Source organism: Actinomadura sp. NPDC023710, assembly GCF_040639875.1.
Lineage (GTDB): Bacteria > Actinomycetota > Actinomycetes > Streptosporangiales > Streptosporangiaceae > Spirillospora > Spirillospora citrea.
The window spans coordinates 115,375-135,712 of the sequence record NZ_JBFAGB010000003.1 but is presented as its reverse complement, the minus strand read 5'-3'; the positions used below and the strand labels follow the sequence as shown (position 1 = coordinate 135,712).

The following is a 20,338-nucleotide window of genomic DNA, read 5'->3' as shown; positions in this document are numbered from 1 at the left end:
GCCGCCGCCTGTGGGTCAGCCGTCGCCGGTGGCGATCGGGTTGCCGGGGTCGGCCACCCAGTTCGACCAGGACCCCACGTAGAGGGCGGCCGGGATGCCGGCGAGGTGGAGGGCGAGGATCTCGTGGGCGCCGGTGACGCCCGAGCCGCAGTAGGCGCCGACGTCGAGGGCGTCGGTCGCGCCGAGCTGCGCGAACCTCTCGCGGAGCAGTTCGGGCGGCAGGAACCGGCCGTCGACACCGACGTTGCCGGAGGTGGGAGCGTTCCGGGCGCCCGGGATGTGCCCGGCGACGGGGTCGACGGGCTCCTGCTCGCCGCGGTAGCGCTCGGCGGCGCGGGCGTCCAGCAGCACGCCCGCCCGGGCCAGCTCCGCGGCGCCCTCGGCGTCCAGGACGGGCAGGCGGCCGGGGGCGGCGACGAAGTCGCCCGGCTTGGCCTCGGGTTCGGCGGTGCTCACCGCGTGGCCGGCCTCCGTCCAGGCGCGGTAACCGCCGTCCAGGACGCGGACCCGGTCGTGCCCGAAGTAGCGCAGCGACCACCACACCCGGGCGGCGGCCGTGGAGTCGGCGTCGTCGTAGACCACGACCAGGCTGTCGGCCGAGACCCCGGCGCGGCGCATCGCCGCCTCGAAGGCGGCCGGGCCCGGCAGGGGGTGGCGGCCGCCGGGACCGGGAGGCCCGGCCACGTCACGGTCGAGGTCGACGAACACGGCGCCGGGCAGGTGCCCCCTGCGGTAGGACTCGATCCCCGGCGGTCCGGCCAGATGCCATCGGACGTCCAGCAGGACCACGTTCGCCTGCCGTCGGAGCAGCCGGTCCAGCGCGGGCACTTCGATGAGAGGGTGCACATCGCCAGTTTGGCCGCCGTCGCCCCGATTTTGGAGGGGCGAATCCGGGTTCATCTCAACTCCACGGGGTCTCAGGGCCGGGACGCGGTGAGCAGCGGCACCAGTTGCTCGGCCGGTACGAGGGAGCCGTGCATGCCGACCATCCGGTCCAGCCACGGCTCCCGTTCGGACGCCACGATCGCGAGGTCGGTGCGCGGGACGGCGATCACGTCGCCGATCCGTTCCAGCATCCCGGGGCCGATCGTGCCGAACCAGCCGCTCTCGACGGCGTGCTCGCGGCTGACGACCCACGCCCGGTCGCCCAGCGTCGCCGTCCAGGCGGCGAGCACGTCCGCGTGGGCGCCCGGCCGGCTGTAGACGTAGCGGGCACGGGCGTCCCCGCCGAGCAGCGCGACTCCCTCCGCCAGCTCGGGGACGGTGTCGGCGTCGATCCGCTCGTCCGGGTCGACCATGCCGTGGTCGGCGGTCACGTGCAGGGACGAGCCCGGCGGCAGCACGTCCGCGATCCGCTGCGCGAGGAGGTCGACGAACCCCAGATGGTGCCGCCAGTCGGCGGAGCCGACCCCGAACTGGTGGCCGGTCGCGTCGAGGTCGGCGTGGTACACGGTGACGTAGGCCCGGTCGCCGCGGCGCAGGGCCATCTCGGCGCGGCCGACGAGCTGGCCGAGGCCGTTGGCCGACAGGTAGTCGGCGCCGCGCGCGGTGGCGCGGCTGAGGCCGGACCCCCGGTACAGGGGGTGCGCCACGTACGCGACCTCGACGCCGGCCGCGGCGGCCCGCCCGTAGGCGGTCGGAACCGGCTGGAACGTCTCGGGCTCGATGGTGTCGTCCCGCCAGCGCAGGCAGTTCATCAAGCGCCCGGTGCCGGGGATCGCTACCTGCACGCCGAGCAGACCGTGCTCGCCCGGCGGGGCGCCGGTGGCCAGCGAGCCGAGGCTGCTGACGGTCGTCGCCGGGAACCCGGCCGTGATCGGGCCGCCGTCCATCGCGTTCAGGAAGGGCGCCTCGCGGGGATGGGCCCTCAGCTGCTCCCAGCCGAGGCCGTCGACCAGCAGCACGCAGACGCGCGGCACGGCGGGCAGGCCCAGGACGTTCGGCGCGTCCGGGACGCCCAGCGCGGCCAGCGCGGAGGACGGCAGATCGGCCAGCGCGGCCTCGCCGTACCGCGGGACGGGCGGTTCGGGGAGGGACCCGCCCTCCCCGCGTCCGGACCCGCCGCGCCGCCCTGCGACCGCCTCGCTCACTGCGCCGTCGCGGCGGACAGTTCCTCGGCGAAGGCCAGCACCTGGCCCACGGCGTCCGCGCCGTCGGCGGCCTCGCTGACCCGCAGCGACAGGTCGTCGGCCGTGACGCTGCCGGTGTAGCCGTGGTCGGCCTCGCAGTTCTCGTCGCCGCACGTCGCGGGTTCGAGGTCGATGTGGGCGATGGCGCCCCAGCCGATGGTCAGCACCACCTCGGTGGGCGGCACCCCGGGCACGTAGGCGGCCGGGTCCGGGACCACCCGGGTCACCGCGACCGACTGGACGCGTTCCAGCTTCACGGCCTCGGTGGTGGTGGACGCGTGCGGCCGCGTCATGCCCTCGCCGGGCGGGTGCTCGTCGGTGTGGCACACCAGCAGCCGGCTCGCCGACAGCACGAGCACGGTCACGTGCCTCCGCACCTCCATCGCGGGGTCGAAGGTCGCCTCGTGGTGGACGACGAAGGCGGTGACGTGCTCGTCCCCGACGGCCGACTCGACCGCGTCCGCGACCAGGGCCGGGTAGTAACCGCTGCGCTCGATCGCCGTGCGCAGACCACTGACGGTCGCTCGGGTTTCCCTCATGGCCCCATCCTGCCCTGTCCGGGGCCGGACGCGCACATGACCGCCGCGGCACACGGTCATATGTCCGTGTGCGGGGTAGAGGGTGGTCATGGACGAGCATCCCCTGCCGACCCCGCCGCCGGTGCCGCCGCCCACGCCCGACCCGGCGCCGCCCCCGCAGCCCCCGGTGCCGCCCGAGCCGCCTCCCGGCCCCGCCCCGGGACCCGCGCCGCGGCCTCCCGGCCCCGTCCCGCCCGGCCCCTCGCCGGAGCCGGTGCCGCCCGGACCGCCGCCCGAGCCGTCCCCGCCCGCGCCGGGGCCCGAGCCGATCCCGCCCGGGCCCGCGCCGGACCCCGTCCCGCCGACGCCGGAGCCCAGCCCTCCCCCGCCCCCCGGCTGACGCCGAGCACGACGGTTCACGCGTGCGCGTGAACCGTCGTGCCTTCTGTTCAGGCGGCCTCTGTACAGGCGCCTCTGCTCAGGCGGCGCCGGAGACCCGGGACGGTGTCCGGGCCCCGGACTCCCGGGCCGGAATCAGAGGTGGCGCGGCTCCAACTCGGGCCGCGGTCCGAGGGGGCGCTCCAGCGTGAGCGTCACCGCCCGCACCGCGACCCCGGACCGGCCCACCATGACGGGGTTCAGCTCCAGCCGCGCCACCTCCGGAAGGTCGTAGCCGAGGCGGGACGCGCGCAGCAGCAGTTCCTCCAGGGCCCCGAGGTTCACCGGGTCGGCGCCCCGGTGCCCCAGCAGCAGCGGGGCGGTGCGGATCGCGCGGATCATCTCCGCGGCCTCCGCGTCCGCCAGCGGCGACAGGCGGTAGGCGCGGTCCTCCAGCAGTTCGGCGGTCTCGTCGGCGATCCCGAACGAGATCAGCGCCCCGAACGAGGGGTCCTCCCTGACGACGATGCGGGTGGCGACCCCGTCCGTCCCGCCGGCGAGCCCGATGCCGTAGCAGGCCAGCAGTTCCGCCGCCTGCTCCGGCGCGACCTCGACGGGACCGCCGTCGCCCAGCCACGCGGCGACCAGCTCCCGCGCCTTGGCGCGGTCCACGTCCTCGAACACCGGCATGCGGCCGGAGGGACGCCGCCGCCACCGGGCGTACCGGATCACGTACGCCAGCGCGCGGACGGCGTCCTCGGGCGCCGTGTAGGACGGCACGGAGCCCTCCGCGGCCATCCCGTCCGGGCCGGTGACGCGCAGGTCGGCGGGCATGCCCTCGGTGCCGAGGTAGGTCGCCACGATCGGTTTCCTGCCCTCGGCGGCCAGCCGGAGGATCCTCTCGGGGACGCGCACGTCGTAGCCGCCGATCGTCGGGGGCGTGAACAGCGCCACGACCGCGTCGACCGTGTCGTCGTCCAGCGCCCCGGCGAGGGCGGCCTCGTAGTCGTCGGCGTCGGCGCGGGGGCCGAGGTCGATGCGGGGCCGGACCTCCAGGCCGAGGGCGACGGCCTCGTCCTGCGCCAGCAGGCCGAGCGAGTTGGAGTTGTCGATGATCGCGATGCGGTCGCCGGCCGGGAGCGGCTGGTAGGCCAGCACCTGCGCCACGTCGAACAGCTCCGTGAGGTCCTCCACCCGGATCACGCCGGCCTGCTCGAACAGCGCGCTGACCGCGTGGTCGGGCAGGGTCAGCGCCCGCGCCGCGTGCCCGATCGGGACGCCCTGCGTGCTGCGCCCGCTCTTCACCGCCACGATCGGCTTGTGACGGCCGAGCCTGCGCGCCAGCCGCGCGAACTTGCGGGGATTGCCCAGCGACTCCAGGTACAGCAGGACGGCCCTGGTCGCCGGGTCCTCCTCCCAGTACTGCATCAGGTCGTTGCCGGAGACGTCGGCCCTGTTCCCCGCGGAGACGAACGTGGACAGCCCGAGACCGCGTTCGGCCGTCCGCTGCAAGATGGCGATGCCCAGCGCACCGGACTGGGAGAAGAACCCCACCGGGCCCCGTCCCGGCATGGTCGGCGCCAGGGTCGCGTTGAGCCGCACGTCGGAGTCGGTGTTGGCGATCCCAAGGCAGTTGGGGCCGACGACCCGCATCCCGTAGGCGCGTGCCAGCCGCACCAGTTGCTCCTGGGCGGCCCGTCCTTCCTCTCCTACCTCGCCGAAGCCGGACGACACGACGACCAGTCCCCGCACGCCCTTGCCCGCGCACTCCTCCACGACCTCGTGGACGGCGTCGGCCCGCACCGCCACGACCGCGAGGTCGACGTCGTCCGGGATCTCCAGGACGGACGCGTACGCGCGGACCCCGGCCACCGCGACCGCCGTCGGGTGCACCGGGTACACGGGCCCGCTGAAGTCCCCGGCGAGCAGGTTCCGCAGGACGGTCTGGCCGACGCTGTGCTCGGCCCGGCTCGCCCCGATGACCGCCACCGACCGCGGGAACAGCAGCCGCTGGATCGAGCGCGACTCCGCCCGGTGCTCGCGCGCCGACATGACCTCCAGCGAGGTGTCGGTCGGCTCCAGGTCGAGGACGAGCTCGATCACGCCCTCCTCGAAGCGCTGCTCCGCCCGGTACCCCGCCTCCCGGAACACCCGGGTCATCCGGCGGTTGTCGGGCAGGACGCTCGCCACGAACCGGCGCACCCCCCGCTCCCGCGCCGCCGCCGCGATGTGCTCCAGCAGCACCGCGCCGAGCCCGCGGCCCTGGTGCGCGTCCTCCACCAGGAACGCCACCTCCGCCGTCTCCGGCCGGTCGGCGAGCCGGTCGTAGCGGACGACCGCCACCATCTCCCCCGCGATCGTCGCGATCAGCGCGGCACGCCGGTCGTAGTCGACGGTGGTGAAGTGCTCGATCTCGCGGTCCGACAGCTGGGGGCGCGGCGAGAAGAACCGGTAGTAGATCGACTCCGGGGACAGCCGCGCGTGGAACGTGCGGAGGAGATCGGCGTCCTCGGGCCGGATGGGACGCAGATGGGCCGTCCCGCCGTCGCTGAGGACGACGTCGGCCTCCCACTGATCCGGATAACGCTCGGTCACGTACCCGAGGGTAAGGCACGGATGCGTCACGGCCCCGCGACGAAAAAACCGGCTTCCTCGGTTTCGCTGCGCGTTCGAGACCTAATCCGGGCTCCAGAGCTGTTACGGTCGAGCCCACGCCCCAAGAATTGCCGCTCGCGCGGGCCGTGTTGATCGAGGTGATGACTCCATGACGCGCGTGGTCGTGGTCGGCGATCTTATGACAGACACCGTGGCGCGTGCCGCCTTTCCCCTGGCCAAGGGGAGCGACACGCCCGCCGCCGTGACGACGCACGGTGGCGGCTCCGGCGCCAACGTGGCCGCATGGCTCGCCGTGGAGGGGACCGACGCCGCATTCGTCGGCCGCCGCGGCTCCGACATCGCGGGCCGGAACCGGGACATGGAACTGATGGGCTACGGCGTCGACGCCCGCCTCGTCATGGACCAGGAACGTCCCACGGGCACCTGCGTGATCATGGTCACCCACAAGGGCGACCGGACGATGCTGTCGGACCCCGGCGCCAACGCCGCCCTCCTGCCGGAGGACATCGAGCGCTGCAAGGACCTGTTCTCCGGAGGCACCCACCTGCACCTGTCGGGCTACTCCCTGATCAACGAGGGATCCCGCAAGGCGGCCATCCACACTCTGGAGATCGCCCGCAAGATACAGATGTCGGTCTCCGTGGACGGCGGCTCGTCCTCCCCGCTCAAGCGGATGGGCGCCGAGCCCTTCCTGGAGTGGACGCAGGGCGCCCGCCTCCTGGTCGTCAACGCCAAGGAGGCCGAGATCCTCACCGGCCGCGACACGCCGGAGCAGGCCGCCAAGGTCCTGACCGCCTGGTACCCGCAGGTCGTGATCAAGACCGGCGCCGACGGGGCCCTCTGGTACACCAACGGCCGCCCCGAGCCCGTCACCGTCGCGGCGGAGCCCGTCGAGAAGATCATCGACGGCACCGGCGCCGGCGACGCGTTCGTCGCCGGGTTCCTCCCGCCGTGGCTGGACGGCAAGCAGCCGGCCGACGCCCTCACCGCGGGCTGCCGCCTGGCCGCCCGCGCCATGCAGCATCTGGGCGCCCGTCCGACCCTCGACGTGGTGGACAACCAGATCAAGTAGGGGCGGGCCCGCTCAGGCGAGCGGGGTGTAGGTGCGGACGTCCTCCCTGACCGCGTCCCAGAGGCGGTTCAGGGGGTGGCCCGCGTCGTAGCGTTCGAGGTCGGCGCGGCGGACGAAGGCGCCCGTCATGAGCTCGGCCTTGGGCTCCAGGTCGTCGTGCAGCCCGATCGTGCGCAGCGGGACGGCGTCGGGGTCCTCCTGCGCGGCCATGCCCCGCCCGATCGAACCGGTGACGATCATGCAGCCGCGCACGAACCCCGACCGCAGCAGCGACAGCCCGTAGTGCACGTCGTCGATGTCGGCGACGACGTTGAGCCGCTCGCGGAAGTTCGTCCCATACCAGGTGGCGAGCAGGTCGGCGACGAGTCCGGCGGGCGGCACCACCAGCGGGACCCGCCCGAGGCGGCTGGTCTGCACCGGCGTGTCGGGCAGCTCGCCCTCCGGCAGGTTGGTGAGCAGCAGCGCCTGGCCCCGGGCGTACTCGACGACCTCGTACTCCTCCAGGCGCAGGTCGCCCTCGGGGGTGCTGACGATGCTGCCGCAGATGAGGTCGACCTGGCGGGTCTCCAGCCGGGACCACAGGTCCTTGGTGCGGACGTGGGCGACCTTGAACTCGACCTCGCGCTGCCGGAACTCCTCCGAGACCCGGTCCCAGGCCCTGGAGACGATCGGCAGGGTGAACTCGGTGGTGCCGACCGTCAGCATGCGTCCGAGGCGGCGGCGGCTCCAGTGAATGGACTCCAGCCATTTCCCGAACGTCGTGCGCGCCAGTTCGACCGTGGTCTCCCCGGTCGGGGTGAACAGGTAATCCTTCCCGCGCCCCTGCCGGACGGTCAGGACCTCGCCGCACAGCGTCTGGCTGTTGCGGTTCAGCGTGTCGAGCTGCTTCTGGACGCTCGACTGCTCGCGCCCCAGCACCCGCGCCGCCCGCAGCGCCGACCCCGTCTCGTGCACGACCAGCAGGGTCCGCAGCTGGTCGAACGTCATGTCGAGCAGGCCGGGCGGACACTCCAGGAGCGACTCCAGGGTCGGTGGCACGGGGAGGGACATTACTACCTCTTCCAAGACCCCGCGGAAATGGCCGCAGGGCCAACTAAGCGGGAAATGATGACATTTCCGCCTGAACTTATCTCAAGATGTTCTCCTAAACAACTGGACAGAGTTTTCTAACCTCTAGAACACTTTCCTTCGAGCCGCTCCACCGCCGCCGTCACCCGTCCCACCCCAGGACGGCGGCGCTCCCGGGCGCGCCCCGGCGGTGCCGGCCGCCGGGGCCGCCGCCCGGCGCCCTGGTCTCCCGTTCGCCGCGGCTCTTCTCCGCCGCGGCGCCGGGACCGGACGCCGGCCCGTGCGCGGGGCCGCGCGCACGGGCCGGCCCGAAGAACGTCCCGCCCGCGCCCACGGGGGCGCGCGGGCGGCACACCGTCAGTTGGGGGTGGCCAGGGCCAGCGGGAGGGTGGTTCTGGCTCCGGCCTCCTTCAGGAGGCGGGTGGCCACGGTCATCGTCCAGCCGGTTTCTATGCGGTCGTCCACCAGGAGGATGTGGCCGGGGTCGCCGGCGAGGGCCTCCGCCAGGTCGGTGGGAACGGTCAGGGTGTGCCAGACCGAGCGGAGGCGCTGGGCGCTGTTGTGGCGGCGCGGCACGGGCTCGCCGACGGGGACCAGCTCCCCCAGGTACGGCAGGCGGCCGATCTGGGCGATGCGCCGCCCGAACGTCGTGACCAGGCGGGGGCGGGAGCGGGAGCCGATGGTGACGACGCCGGTGGGGCGGTCCGTCCAGTCCCAGGCGGCGAGGACCTGCACGACGGCGTCCACAAGGTCGGCGGGGACCTCGGTGTCGCCGGCGGCGAACAGGTCGCGCAGGCGGTTGCCCCAGCCGATGTCGGTGAGGCGGCCGAGGGCGCGGCCCGTCTCGGCCTGCAGCTCGGGCTTGATGCGGCCGGAGACGCCCAGGTCGTCCTTGACGCCGGTCGGCCACATGCGGCGGGGGGCGATGTCGACGCCGGGACGCTGCAGGCGTTCGCGGGCCCGGGTCGCGCTCTCCTGGGTGACGTCGGTGGGCCAGTGGCGGCCCGTGCAGTTGTCGCAGCGGCCGCAGGGGGCCGCGGCGGGGTCGTCCAGCTGGCGGCGCAGGAACTCCTCGCGGCAGCCGGAAGTCGCTATGTAGTCGAGCATGGCCTGCTGTTCGCGGCGGCGTTCGGCGGTGACGCGCTCGTAGCGCTCGCGGTCGTAGGACCAGGGCTCGCCGGTGGACGTCCAGCCGCCCTTGACGCGGCGGGCGGCGCCGTCGACGTCGAGGACCTTGAGCATCATCTCCAGACGGGCCCGGTTGAGGTCGACCAGCGGTTCCAGGGCCGTGGTGGAGAGGGGGCGGCCGGCCGTGTCCAGGACGTCCAGCGTGCTGCGGACGATGTGCTCCGGCGGGAAGGCGAGGCTCGCGAAGTAGGCCCAGATGTCGCGGTCCTCGCGGCCGGGCAGCAGGATCACCTCGGCGCGGTCGACGCCGCGGCCCGCGCGGCCGATCTGCTGGTAGTAGGCCACCGGGGACTGCGGGGCGCCGACGTGGACGATGAAGCCGAGGTCGGGCTTGTCGAAGCCCATGCCGAGGGCGCTGGTGGCGACGAGGGCCTTGAGCTTGTTGTCGTGGAGGTCCCGCTCGGCCTGGAGGCGTTCGGCCTGCTCGGTCTGGCCGGAGTAGGCGGCCACCTCGTGACCGCGGTCGCGGAGCCACCCGGTGATCTCGTGGGCCGCCGCGACGGTGAGGGTGTAGATGATGCCGCTGCCCGGGAGGTCGCCGAGATGCTCGCCCAGCCAGGCGATGCGCTGCTCGGCGGAGGGGAGGTTCACCACGGCGAGGTGCAGCGAGTCGCGTTCGAGAGGCCCGCGCAGGACCAGGGCGTCGTCGCCGGCGAGCTGCTCGGCGACGTCCTCGGTGACGCGGGCGTTGGCCGTCGCGGTGGTGGCGAGCACCGGGATGCCGGGCGGCAGCTCGGCCAGCAGGGTGCGCAGCCGCCGGTAGTCGGGGCGGAAGTCGTGGCCCCAGTCGGAGATGCAGTGCGCCTCGTCGACCACGACCAGCCCGGCGCCCGCGGCGAGCTTGGGCAGGACGAGATCGCGGAAGTCGGGGTTGTTGAGCCGCTCGGGGCTCACCAGCAGGACGTCGACCGCGCCCTGCTCGACCTCGGCGAAGACCTGGTCCCAGTCGCCGGTGTTGGAGGAGTTGATCGTGCGGGCGCGGATGCCCGCCCGGACGGCGGCGTCGATCTGGTTGCGCATCAGCGCCAGCAGCGGCGAGACGATCACCGTGGGGCCGGCGCCGCGCTCGCGCAGCAGCCGGGTCGCCACGAAGTAGACGGCGGACTTGCCCCAGCCCGTCCGCTGCACGACGAGGGCGCGCCGCCGCTCGACGACGAGCGCGCTGATCGCCGTCCACTGGTCGTCGCGCAGCCGCGCGTGGTCACCGGCGAGGGCGCGCAGGCACCGCTCGGCCTCGTCGCGCAGACCGTCCGAAGAGCTCATGCGTCCTTCGTACCAGTGCCTCGGAAGACACCGCACCAGAATCACGTTCTGTGGAGAAGGCGAACGCAGGCCGCTGATTGGGGACACCGGGCTGGTGGGTAGCCTGCCAGTCAAGATCGGTTCATGGGCGGGAAGGGACACCAGCGGGGGTATGGGCGCGGCTGAACGCTTGCGGCGGACATGGCAGGTCCTCATGGACGGGTCGCCCCCGGAACCGCCCGAAGACGAGCCCGGCGAGATCGTCGACCCGCGGGTCATCGACCTCGTCCTGCGGGTGGGCGAGCTCCTCCTGGCCAGCGGCGAGACCACCGAACGCGTGAACGAGGCCATGCTGGGCCTGGGCGTGGCCTACGAACTCCCCCGTTGCGAGGTGCAGGTCACTCTGACGAGCATCCTCGTCTCGGCGCACCCCGGCGGGGGCGCGGCGCCGATGACCAGCGCGCGGTCCATCCGGCGACGGACTCCGGCCTACTGGCGGCTCACCGCGCTGCACCAGCTCGTCCAGGACGCGTCCATCGGCATGCTCGAACTGGACGAGGGCCACAAGCGGCTCGCGGAGATCAAGAGGGCCGGCCCGCCCTATCCGACCTGGCTGCTGGTGGTGTCCCTCGGGCTCATCGCCGCGTCCGGCAGCGTGCTGTCCGGCGGCGGGCCCCTGGTGGCGACCACCGCGTTCGTCGCCACGATGCTGGGCGACCGCACGGCCGCCGCGCTGGCGCGCCGCGGCATCGCGGAGTTCTTCCAGCTGACGGTGGCCGCCGCGATCGGCGCGGCGGCGGCCGCGGTGGTGGTGGCGATGGGCAACCCCGGCCAGGCAGCCACGATCGTCACCGGCTCGATCCTGGCGCTGCTCCCGGGGCGTCCGCTGGTGGCGAGCATCCAGGACGGCATCACCGGCGACCTGGTCAGCGCCGGGGCGCGGGTGCTGGAGGTCTTCTTCATGATCGCGGCGATCGTCGCCGGGCTGGGCGCCGTGGTGTACATCGGGGTGAGCCTGGGCGTGCCGATCGACGTCCGGCATCTGCCCACCCCGTCGGCGAGCCTGGAGCCCGTCGCCGTCATCGCCGCCGCCGCCATCTCGCTGACGTTCGCGGTGTCCCTGGCGGCCCCGCGGGACGTGCTGACCACCGTCGCCCTCGGCGGCGCGCTGATCTGGGTGCTCTACGTCCTGGCCCGAGGATGGCACGTTCCACCCGTGTTGGCCGCGGCCCTGGCCGCCACCGTCGTCGGCGTGATGGCGAGCTGGCTCGCCCGCCGGCACGGGGAGCCCGTCATGCCGTTCGTGGTCCCCGCCATCGGCCCGCTGCTGCCGGGGACGGCGCTCTACCGCGGCATGGTCGAGCTCAACACCGGTTCGCCGCAGGCCGGCGTGCTGAGCCTCATCGGAGCCGTGTCCGTGGCGCTCGCCCTCGGCGCCGGAGTGAACCTCGGCGGCGAACTCGTCCGCGCGTTCCAGCACGTCGGCCTGAGCGCGTCCGGCCGCTGGGCCCGCCCGGCGGCCCGCCGAACCCGCGGCTTCTGACCCCGCACGGGTCCTCGACAGGCGATCACCCGACAGCCGGTCTCCTTGGCGGCCGGTCATTCGGACAGCCGATCCACCGGCGGCCGGTCCTGCCGACGACGGGTCTCCGGGGTGCCCGGATCCCACCGGTGGCGGGTCGCTGGCGGGGGTGGTTCTGTCGGTGGCGGGCGTTACGTTCGCCCCATGTACCGACAGGGAGACGTCCTGATCCTGCCCGTGCCCGAGGAGACGGTTCCGCAGTCCGTCCGCGGGCTGCCGCCGTCCCCGCGCGACGGCCGGGGCCGCATGGTGCTCGCCCTCGGCGAGGCCACCGGGCACGCGCACGCGTTGGCCGCGCCCGGGACGCTGCTGCGCACCCCCGACCCGCTCGTGCCGGACCACCTGCACCTGCCGTCCGGCGGGCGTCTCGTGCACGAGGAGCACGCGGCGATCACGCTGCCCAAGGGCTGGTACCGGGTGATACGCCAGCGCGAGTACGTGCCCGGTTCCGTCCGCGTCGTGGCCGACTAGGAGGCGGATACCGTGCTTACCGGAACGGTACGCGAGACCCACTTCGTGGTGGGCGACTGGCAGGCGGCGGCGTTCGCCACAGGCCCCACCGACCGCGCCCGCGCCGAGGCGGGCGTGACCGCCGCCTACGCCTCCGCCGGGCTGAGGCCCCCCGAGCGGTTCCTGTGGGTGCCCTCCCCCGTGCGCGGCGCCGTCCTGGCGGCCCTGATCGCCGGGCACGGCGAGGCGCTGGAGAAGGCCGGGCTGGACGGGCTGCTGGAGCGGGCCCGCGCCGATCTCGGTGCCGGTGAGGCGGGGCCGAGCGTCCTGACGGACGTGCGCACCCGCCCCTGGGAGGCCGAACGTGCGGCGGCCTGTTCCGAATTGGGGCCGGAGCAGTGGCCTCGCACGTGGGCCGAGACCGGCGGCCTGCTGTGGAACCAGGTGCAGTCGCTGGTGACGCGCGTCCGCGGCGCGGTCGGCGAGCAGGCGCAGAGCGGGTCCGGCAGGGCGGCGGACCGGCGGTCCACCTCGGAGGTGGACGCGGCCGGGGCGCTGCTGCGCGCGGCCACGCTGGACGCCGTCCTGGGCCAGCACGACGGGCCGTGGCTGGCGTTGTTCGAGTCGCTCGGACGCCTCGACGGCCCGCTGGCGGGGCTGGCGGAGGTGGCCCGGTCGGCCGGCTGGTGGTGGCCCTACGAGCGGCTGGTGATCCTCTCGGAGCGGCCGAGCGAGCTGTACCGCGACGAGCCCGGACGGCTGCACCGCGGGGACGGTCCCGCCCTCGCCTATCCGGACGGATTCGCGCTGCACGCATGGCGCGGCATGCCGATCCCGCCCGACTTCGTCGCGTCGCTGAGCAATCTGACGCCCGACCGCATCTCCTCCGAGCAGAACGCCGAGCTGCGCCGCGTGATGCTGGAGATCTTCGGTTACGACCGGTACCTGGCCGAGACCGGCGCGCGGCCCCTGCACCGGGACGAGACGGGCGTCCTGTGGTCGATCGACCTGCCGGGCGACGAGCCGGTGGTCATGGTGGAGGTGGTCAATTCCACCCCTGAACCGGACGGAACGCACCGCACCTACTACCTGCGCGTCCCGCCCGACACCCGCACGGCGCGCGCGGGCGTCGCGTGGACGTTCGGCGTGGACGAGGCCGACTACCACCCCGAAAAGCAGACTTGACCCCGGGGGCGGTTCCGACCAGATCTTGGGCGGAACCGCCTCCGTCTTGCCGGCGAGTGAACAGGACGTGCGTTGGGCCGCTTGTTCTCGGGTGAAGTCGTAGCTCGGAACAGTGCAGGCGGCCCGGCCGGTGAGAAGTGACCGCCCCCGATCACGCTGCGCCCCGGTCTTATTGATTCATAAGGTCGGAGACCGCCCTGTGCAGGCGGGCGGCGCGCCCGGCCGGTGTCCGGGCCTTGAGCAGCGGAAGGATCAGGAGGTACCGGGTGGTCCTGTCGAGCGCCTCGAAGCGGGCGGCGGCCTGCGGGCAGGCGGCGAGCGCGGCCGTCAGGTCGGGCGGGACGCCGGCGTCCCGCTGGGCGGTGTAGGCGGCCGCCCAGCGGCCGTCCGCCTGGGCGGCGGCGACCTCGGCCAGGCCGGGCGGTCGCATCCGCCCGGCGGCGGTCAGGGCCTCCACGCGCTCGACGTTCTTGCGCGACCAGGAGCCGCCCTTGCGGCGGCGTGAGTACCGCTGCAGGTAGAAGTGCTCGTCGTAGGACCTGCGCCGGCTGTCGATCCAGCCGTAGCACAGCGCGATCTCCAGCGCCTGCGTGATCGTGACGGAGCCGGTGTCCGCCCCCTTCTTGGCGATCTTCAGCCAGGCGCCGTCCCCGCTGTCGTGGTGCTCGGCCAGCCATGCCTCCCACTCGGCGGCGTCCGCGAAGTGCATCATCGGCCCACGACCTGCCGCGGGTCACGACGCCGAGGATGGCGCCGAAGGGGTCGGTCGGTGGTGAGGCCTCGCGGCATCGGTGGGTTCCCTTCTCGGTGGGCGACGACCTCCATGCTTCCCGCTAAAGTGCTCATCCTCTGAGCACTTTGTTGGAGAATCTGGTTCCATGCGCGCCGACCGCCTCGTCGCCGTCCTGCTGCTGATGCAGGTCCGCGGCCGAGTGACCGCCGCCGACGTGGCGGCCGAGCTCCAGGTGTCGGTGGCCACCGCCCGCCGAGACCTGGAGGCGCTCGCGTCGGCCGGCGTTCCCGTCTATCCGCAGCCGGGGCGCGGCGGCGGCTGGCAACTGGTCGGCGGCGCCCGCACCGATCTCAGCGGTCTGACGGCGGCCGAGGCGCAGGCCCTGTTCCTGCTTGCCGGCCCCGCCGCCGTGTCACCCGAGGCCAGAGCGGCGCTGCGCAAGCTCATGGGAGCCCTGCCGCGGACCTTCCGCACCGACGCCGGGGCCGCCATGGACGCGACGATCGTCGACCCCGTCCGGTGGGGCGAGCGGGACCGCCCCCGGCCCGCGATGGTCGACCTGCTGCAGACCGCCGTGATCCGCCGCCGCAAGGTCCGCCTGGCCTACGCAGGCCGCACCGGAGCGGCGACGGAACGGCTGGTCGACCCGTGGGGTCTGATCGACAAGGACGACATCTGGTACCTGCTTGCGGATACCGACCGAGGACGGCGAACCTTCCGCGTCGACCGGATCACCCGGGCCGAGCCCACCGGCCTTCCCGCCGAACGCCCTGACGACTTCACCCTGGCCGGCGCCTGGCAGGAGGTCGTCGACGAGATCGAACGGCGTCGCTCGCGCACATGGGCGACCGTGCTCGTCGAGGAGCGGTTCGTGCCGATCCTGCGCGACCAGTTCGGACGGCACTGCCACACCGACGGCGAGGCCGGCCACGGGCGGGTCCGGGTCCGCCTGGCCGCCCCGACCCCGCTGGACATCGCCCGCCACCTCGCCGGCTGGGGGACGCTGCTCGACGTCGTCGAGCCCGGCAGCGTCCGGCGCGAACTCGCCCGGATCGGCGCCGAACTCGCCGGCCGCTACACCGGCGATCCAGAGGGGCAGAGCGGGCAAGACCAGGCTTCGGGTGGGGGCCGGGACCGATGAAGAGCGGTTCATGCTCCGGCAGCGCGCACCCGACGCGGTGTCCGCCGCGCGATGTCACCGCCGTCGTGGGGTTCACCGCGCGGGCCATGGTTCAGGGGTGGCTGAACAGGGCGGGGATTCGTTCGAGGATGCCGCCGGCGAAGGTGTCGTAGAGGCCGAGGGGCTCGAGGTGGACGTAGCCGATGTGGCAGTCGCACGTGTCGAGAGGGCACGGGCGGGGCGCCGGTGCGGCACGGAACGAGCCGTCGTAGAGGTTCCCCAGGACGGACGGGACGAAGTGGCAGCGGCGGACCGTGCCGTCGCCGTCCACTGACACGACCGTGTTCCCCGTCCGGCAGGTGAGGCCGCGGCTCGCGTGCGGGTGGCGGCTCACGGGGAACAGCGGGTCGATCTCTGTCCAGGAGGCGGCCTCGGCGTCGTCGTAGGTGCGCCCTTCGGCCGCGTTGACCCACAGATACGTTCCGGCGGGAAGGTCGGCGCGCAGGCGGCGGGCGGCGTCGAGGTGCTCCGGCTGGCCGACGATTCCGACGCTGTAGCGGACACCCCGCGCCGACAGGTCCCGGCATTTGCCCAGGAACCGCTCGTACGGAACCTGGCCGGGGTGGTAGGTCGCCCACAGCGCCAAGCGCGTGAGGTCGGCGCCGGCCGTCCATGAGACGCGGTGGCTGAGGTTCGTCTGGATCGCGACCCGTTCCACGTGCGGAAGGTGGCTGAGGTCGGTCAGGGCGCGCCGGTACCAGGAGCGGACGAGCCCTTCCCCCCACGGCGTGAACAGGACCGAGACGCGGTGGTCGCAACGCGACGCCCACTCGGTGAAGCGTTCGAGCGCGGCGCGGTCGGCGCGGAGCTTCTCCGGGGTGTCGCGGCGCTTGGCGAACGGGCAGTACGGGCAGTCGTAGTCGCAACTGGCCAACGGCCCCCGGTAGAGGATCGTCAGATGGTCCATCACCGCGCCTCGTAGGACGCCATCAGCGCCTGGACGCGGGACGAGAAGAGGGCCGGGCCGATGGCGTCGGAGTAGGCGAGCCCTTCCGGGGTCAGCCGGACGACGTCTTCGGCGGTCTCCAGCCATCCGCGGTCGGCGAACGGCTTCAGGTCAGCGGGAAAGTCGTCCATCGGGTCGCTCCCGAAGCGCGCTCGGTAGGTGCGCAGGTCGACGCCGGTCGCTTGCAGAAGGGACTGGACGAGATGCCGCCTGCGGCGTTCGTCCTCGTCCAGTGTGAAACCGACGCGGGCGGTGCTGAAGTCGGTCTCGCGCACGTAGTCGTCGATGATGGAACGCACCTGCCCGGCTCCGACCGCGTACTCGAACGAGTAGTGGAGACGGGAGGTGTAGGAGCGTGCTCCGCAGCCCAGGCCGACCATGCCGTCCGTCTGGCAGCAGTACTCCGTGCCGCCCGCGCCTGAGGACGGCAGCCGGAACATCCGCATCGACACCTGCTCGTAGCCTTCGCCAAGAAGGTGGTCACGGCCGAGCCTGTAGAGGGTGAGGCGCTGGTCGTCCCAGTCCTGGGCGCGGCGTCCGAGGCCGGTCAGCGGGCGGACGTAGAGCGGGTAGAGGTAGATCTCCTCCGGGCGCCATGTGAGAGCGGCGTTCAAGGAGTGCGACCACGTCGCGGGTGTCTGGCCGTCGATGCCGTAGATGAGGTCGATGTTGAGGATGGGGAACCCCACGGCGCGGATGCGGTCCAGCGCGGCCTCCACCTCGGCGCGTTTCTGCGGCCGGACGGCCGCGCGGGCCTCCTCGTCCAGGAAGCTCTGCACGCCGATGGAGACGCGGGTGGTGCCGTGCTCGGCGAGGACGGCCAGCCGGTCGGTGGTGGCGGTCGCCGGGGACGTCTCCACGCCCAGCGGGATCGACCCGAACCCGGGGAAGCGTCCGGCGATGCCGCAGAGCCGCTCCAGCTCGGACGCGGTGAAGTAGGTCGGCGTCCCTCCGCCGAAGGCCGCGGTGGCGAAGGCGGCGCCGTCCAGGGCGTCCAGGGCCGCGGTCGCCTGGCGGTCCAGCGCGTCCAGGTAGGCGCCGGTCAGCTCCTCGGGCGCGCCGGTGCGGGTGAAGAGGTTGCAGAAGCCGCACCGCATCTCGCAGAAGGGAACGTGCAGGTACAGGAAGAGCGCGTCGAGCGGCTCCCCCGCCCACACATCACGCAATCCGGGTGCCGGTTGCAGCGGACGGTAGGCGGTCTTGTGCGGATAGGCGTACACGTACGCCCGGTATGGGTTCACGACAGCACGAACTCCCCGTAAGGAACGGTCCAGACGACTTCGTGGCCGATGCGGTGGCCCGTGTGGCCGTCCTCGCCGTACGCCGTCCCGTGGTCGGAGCAGACGATGACGAAGCACGGGCGGCGCATCAGCCCGAACAACCTGCCGATGTGCGCGTCCACATGCCGGAGGGCGGCGGCGTGGGTCGCACGGGTGTCCCCGTCCGAGCGTGTGGCGCCCTCCAGGTAGAACCAGTTGGGCTGGTGCAGGGACGCGACGTTCAGCAGCAGGAACAGGCGGCGTTCGGCAGGCAGCCGCGCGATGACTTCGGCGATCCGGTCGATCTGGTTGGGCAGCGACTCCGGGTCGGTCACGCCGAACCCGCGCTCCCAGTGGCTCTCGGCGAAGAGCGACGGCAGCGCCGACCCGAGCGGCGTCAGCTTGTTGAAGAACCCGACGCCGCCCACGCAGACCGTGTGGTAGCCGGCGGCGGCAAGGCCCGTCGGCAGATCGGCGGCCTCGAACGTCCAGGTGCCGGGGGCGGTGGTCTCGCTGCCCGGGAAGGCGCCGGCGAACAGTCGCGGATGCGGGCCGGGCGACGCGGGCGTCGGCAGGAAGCCGGCCAGCATCGCCGCGTGCGCGGCATAGGTGAAACTTCCGGGTGTGTGGCGGCGCTCCCAGCGTCCTTCCGGGAGCAGTCCGGTGAGGGTGGGGGTCTCCCCCGCCGCGGCCAGTTCGGCGGCCACGTCGTAGCGCAGCGTGTCGAGGGTCACCAGCAGCACGTCGTGGCCGCCGATGACCGCGTTCATGTCGTGCATGCGTGCACCATCGCCCTGACCTGGGCGCCGTAGGTGTCCAGGCCCTCGGCGGAGCTTCCGGGCAGGCCGGTCAGCCCGGGGAGCAGGTCGCCGAAGGCGTTCACCTCGCACACCGCGAACCGCTTCAATCCGAATCCCACGAGCAGGTCGACGCCCACCATCGGGCTGCCCGGGAAACAGGCGGCTGCGCGCGCACACACGTCCAGTGCCCGCTTCCAGCCGCCCTCCCCGAGCGCGCGCCGCACCGCCCCCAGGTCTCCCCTGGCACCGCCCAAGTGCAGGTTCGTCATCGGGGTCCGGCTGGTGCGGACGACCGCGTGCGTGGGCTCGCCGCCGATGACGACGACGCGCAGGTCGAACACGCGCCCGCCGAGCGTCGCCTTGGGCAGCCACCGCTCGACGTGCAGGCCGTCCGGCGCGAGCAGGTCGACCAGCGTCGCGACCTCGTCCTCGGTCCCGTAGGAGCGGACGCGCAGCGAGTTGAGCAGCCGGTCGCCGGCCAGGAACGCCGACGTCACGGCCCGCACGCGGCCCGGGGCGGTCTGGAGCGCGACCACCCCCGAGGCTGACGAGCCGTGCGCCGGCTTCACGAACACCCGCCGCTCGCCTGCCTCGTCCATCCGGGAGCGGAGCTCCCCGTACCCGTTGACCTCGGGCAGGGCGACCGGCACGGGGACTCCCGCGGAGAGCAGGCGGGCGTGGGTCAGCCGCTTGTCGAACATGACCGCGATCTCCTCGACGTCGCCGAGGAGCCGGGCACCGGACGCCGACGCCGCCGCCGACAGCTGCCGCAGCGCCGCGGTGAACGTCCGGTGCCACCGCGCCCCGCCGCCCGCCCGCTCGGGCGCGCCGGGACCGCGCAGCAGCGCGTCGGCCTCGGGGTCCTCGCCGGGCGAGTCGACGCGGACCGCCTCACCCGCCCGGAAGGAGAGCGGGGCTCCGCGCAGCACGTCCGTCCAGGGGACGAGCCGCGGCTCGGGCAGCCCGGCGGACCGGCATGCCGCGGCGAACAGCGCGGGACGCCGGTCTCCGGGCGTGCCGACCACCGCGAGCGTCATTCCGACACCGCGACATAGAAGTCGCTGAACGCCCATTCCTGTCCCACCCACGCCGCCTCGCCCAGCGCGTCCTCAAGATCGAGCTCGACGCCGGGCAGCGCCGCCCGGAGCCGTTCGGCCATCGGCTCGCTCAGGAAGGCGTGGTGCAGATCGAGGCTGCGCAGATGGGTGAGGGGCTGCCCGGACAGCAGCGCCTCCGCTCCCCGGTCCGACAGCATCCCCATCGCCAGGCTGAGCGACTCCAGCCGGGCGACGACCGGGGCGCTCGCCAGCGCCTCCGCCAGCTCGTCCTGGAACGGGCCGTTCTCCAGGCCGAGGTGCTTCAGGGAGGGGAACCGCTCGCCGGTGAGGAAGGGCGCGAAGTCCTCCGCCGCGGACGACCCGCCGTGCATGTCCGAGCCGATCCACAGGTCCAGGTGCTCCAGCGCGGGCAGGTCGCCGCCCGCGACCGCCTGCACGACCTCGACCGGCAGCCCGCCGGACTCGATCCGCAGTACCTTCAGACGCTCGTGGCGCAGCGGCTCGAACCGCAGGTCGGACGCGCCGCGGATCTCGAAGTGCTCCAGCCCCGGAAAGGCGTCGAACAGCGGCGAGATGTCGCCGTGCTGAATCCAGGAGATGTGCACGTCCCAGTCGAGGATGTCGCCGAGGAACAGCGCCCGCAGGCGCGGGAACCGCTCGGCGTTGTCCTCCAGCCACTCGACCGGGGAGAAGTCCTCGGTGTTGAACCCCCAGAAGCCGATGACGAGATGGGTGACCTGCGCGGTCTCGACCTTCTCCAGGAGGAGGTCGAGGTTCTCGGGGACCTCCGCGCCCCACACGCCGTTGTCGTGGACGTGGTGGTAGACGCCCCAGGCCACGTCCCCCGGCTCCGGCAGCGGGCCGTCCGGCTCGCCGTCGAAGGTGTGGACCGGCAGCCCCGCGAAGGTGGATAGGCGTTCCTGGATCATCCGGA

General features: G+C 73.4%; 19 protein-coding genes. 6 read left to right on the top strand and 13 right to left on the bottom strand.

Going from position 1 to position 20,338, the window contains the following annotated elements:
• Positions 1-15 precede the first annotated feature (15 nt).
• From AB0H37_RS04690 to AB0H37_RS04680, 3 genes are all read right to left on the bottom strand, one after another.
• Positions 16-846, bottom strand: coding sequence for a sulfurtransferase (locus tag AB0H37_RS04690; RefSeq protein WP_360611384.1), 831 nt, complete (start codon positions 844-846; stop codon positions 16-18).
• A 71-nt stretch (positions 847-917) separates the two neighbouring features.
• Complete coding sequence (locus AB0H37_RS04685) at positions 918-2,090, bottom strand: nucleotide pyrophosphatase/phosphodiesterase family protein (RefSeq protein WP_329087675.1); 1,173 nt, start codon at positions 2,088-2,090, stop codon at positions 918-920.
• Positions 2,087-2,668, bottom strand: a complete 582-nt coding sequence (locus AB0H37_RS04680) for a DUF5998 family protein (RefSeq protein ID WP_329087673.1) — start codon at positions 2,666-2,668, stop codon at positions 2,087-2,089. The genes AB0H37_RS04685 and AB0H37_RS04680 overlap by 4 nt, the downstream gene beginning before the upstream one ends.
• Positions 2,669-2,756: 88 nt before the next feature.
• Between AB0H37_RS04680 and AB0H37_RS04675 the strand changes: the two genes are divergently transcribed.
• Positions 2,757-3,047, top strand: a complete 291-nt coding sequence (locus AB0H37_RS04675; RefSeq protein WP_329087671.1) for a hypothetical protein — start codon at positions 2,757-2,759, stop codon at positions 3,045-3,047.
• A gap of 134 nt (positions 3,048-3,181) precedes the next feature.
• Here AB0H37_RS04675 and AB0H37_RS04670 read toward each other — a convergent pair whose 3' ends face one another.
• Entirely contained in the window at positions 3,182-5,620 is a 2,439-nt protein-coding gene (locus AB0H37_RS04670; RefSeq protein WP_360611381.1) for a GNAT family N-acetyltransferase, read from the bottom strand.
• Between the two features lie 169 nt (positions 5,621-5,789).
• Between AB0H37_RS04670 and AB0H37_RS04665 the strand changes: the two genes are divergently transcribed.
• Positions 5,790-6,713 carry a sugar kinase gene (locus tag AB0H37_RS04665; protein ID WP_329087668.1) on the top strand — a complete coding sequence of 308 codons (924 nt, stop codon included), beginning with the start codon at positions 5,790-5,792 and terminating at the stop codon, positions 6,711-6,713.
• 12 nt (positions 6,714-6,725) lie between these two features.
• Here the strand turns inward: AB0H37_RS04665 and AB0H37_RS04660 are convergent, their stop codons facing one another.
• The 3 genes from AB0H37_RS04660 to AB0H37_RS04650 all read right to left on the bottom strand — a co-directional run bounded on the left by AB0H37_RS04660 (position 6,726) and on the right by AB0H37_RS04650 (position 10,232).
• Positions 6,726-7,751, bottom strand: coding sequence for a LysR family transcriptional regulator (locus AB0H37_RS04660; protein WP_360611379.1), 1,026 nt, complete (start codon positions 7,749-7,751; stop codon positions 6,726-6,728).
• A gap of 172 nt (positions 7,752-7,923) precedes the next feature.
• Positions 7,924-8,136, bottom strand: coding sequence for a hypothetical protein (locus AB0H37_RS04655; RefSeq protein ID WP_329087665.1), 213 nt, complete (start codon positions 8,134-8,136; stop codon positions 7,924-7,926).
• Positions 8,137-8,138: 2 nt separating this feature from the next.
• Positions 8,139-10,232 carry a RecQ family ATP-dependent DNA helicase gene (locus tag AB0H37_RS04650; RefSeq protein WP_360611376.1) on the bottom strand — a complete coding sequence of 698 codons (2,094 nt, stop codon included), beginning with the start codon at positions 10,230-10,232 and terminating at the stop codon, positions 8,139-8,141.
• A gap of 151 nt (positions 10,233-10,383) precedes the next feature.
• Between AB0H37_RS04650 and AB0H37_RS04645 the strand changes: the two genes are divergently transcribed.
• The 3 genes from AB0H37_RS04645 (at position 10,384) to AB0H37_RS04635 (ending at position 13,428) form a co-directional block, all read left to right on the top strand.
• Positions 10,384-11,754: a threonine/serine exporter family protein gene (locus AB0H37_RS04645; protein WP_329087663.1), complete on the top strand. Its 1,371-nt coding sequence runs from the start codon at positions 10,384-10,386 to the stop codon at positions 11,752-11,754.
• A 183-nt stretch (positions 11,755-11,937) separates the two neighbouring features.
• Positions 11,938-12,264 (top strand): hypothetical protein, encoded by a 327-nt coding sequence (locus tag AB0H37_RS04640; protein WP_179836516.1) that lies wholly within the window; start codon positions 11,938-11,940, stop codon positions 12,262-12,264.
• Positions 12,265-12,276: 12 nt separating this feature from the next.
• Entirely contained in the window at positions 12,277-13,428 is a 1,152-nt protein-coding gene (locus AB0H37_RS04635) for a DUF6745 domain-containing protein (RefSeq protein WP_360611373.1), read from the top strand.
• Positions 13,429-13,597: 169 nt separating this feature from the next.
• Here the strand turns inward: AB0H37_RS04635 and AB0H37_RS04630 are convergent, their stop codons facing one another.
• The gene (locus tag AB0H37_RS04630) at positions 13,598-14,140 is read right to left on the bottom strand and encodes a YdeI/OmpD-associated family protein (RefSeq protein WP_179836518.1); all 543 of its coding nucleotides are present in this window, start codon (positions 14,138-14,140) and stop codon (positions 13,598-13,600) included.
• Positions 14,141-14,306: 166 nt separating this feature from the next.
• On the opposite strand from AB0H37_RS04630, the gene AB0H37_RS04625 reads away from it, so the two are divergent.
• Positions 14,307-15,302 carry a WYL domain-containing protein gene (locus AB0H37_RS04625; RefSeq protein ID WP_329087657.1) on the top strand — a complete coding sequence of 332 codons (996 nt, stop codon included), beginning with the start codon at positions 14,307-14,309 and terminating at the stop codon, positions 15,300-15,302.
• Between the two features lie 91 nt (positions 15,303-15,393).
• Here the strand turns inward: AB0H37_RS04625 and AB0H37_RS04620 are convergent, their stop codons facing one another.
• Genes AB0H37_RS04620 through AB0H37_RS04600 form a run of 5 tightly spaced genes read right to left on the bottom strand, consistent with a single transcriptional unit; the run spans position 15,394 to position 20,333 of the window.
• A complete protein-coding gene (locus AB0H37_RS04620; RefSeq protein WP_329087655.1) occupies positions 15,394-16,248 on the bottom strand; it encodes an STM4011 family radical SAM protein in 855 nt (284 codons plus the stop codon).
• A complete protein-coding gene (locus AB0H37_RS04615) occupies positions 16,248-17,528 on the bottom strand; it encodes an STM4012 family radical SAM protein (protein WP_360611369.1) in 1,281 nt (426 codons plus the stop codon). Before AB0H37_RS04615 ends, AB0H37_RS04620 begins: the two co-directional genes overlap by 1 nt.
• Entirely contained in the window at positions 17,525-18,325 is an 801-nt protein-coding gene (locus tag AB0H37_RS04610; RefSeq protein WP_179836521.1) for an STM4013/SEN3800 family hydrolase, read from the bottom strand. The genes AB0H37_RS04615 and AB0H37_RS04610 overlap by 4 nt, the downstream gene beginning before the upstream one ends.
• Positions 18,313-19,383, bottom strand: coding sequence for an STM4014 family protein (locus AB0H37_RS04605; RefSeq protein ID WP_360611367.1), 1,071 nt, complete (start codon positions 19,381-19,383; stop codon positions 18,313-18,315). The genes AB0H37_RS04610 and AB0H37_RS04605 overlap by 13 nt, the downstream gene beginning before the upstream one ends.
• A complete protein-coding gene (locus AB0H37_RS04600) occupies positions 19,380-20,333 on the bottom strand; it encodes an STM4015 family protein (RefSeq protein ID WP_329087648.1) in 954 nt (317 codons plus the stop codon). Before AB0H37_RS04600 ends, AB0H37_RS04605 begins: the two co-directional genes overlap by 4 nt.
• Positions 20,334-20,338: the final 5 nt, after the last annotated feature.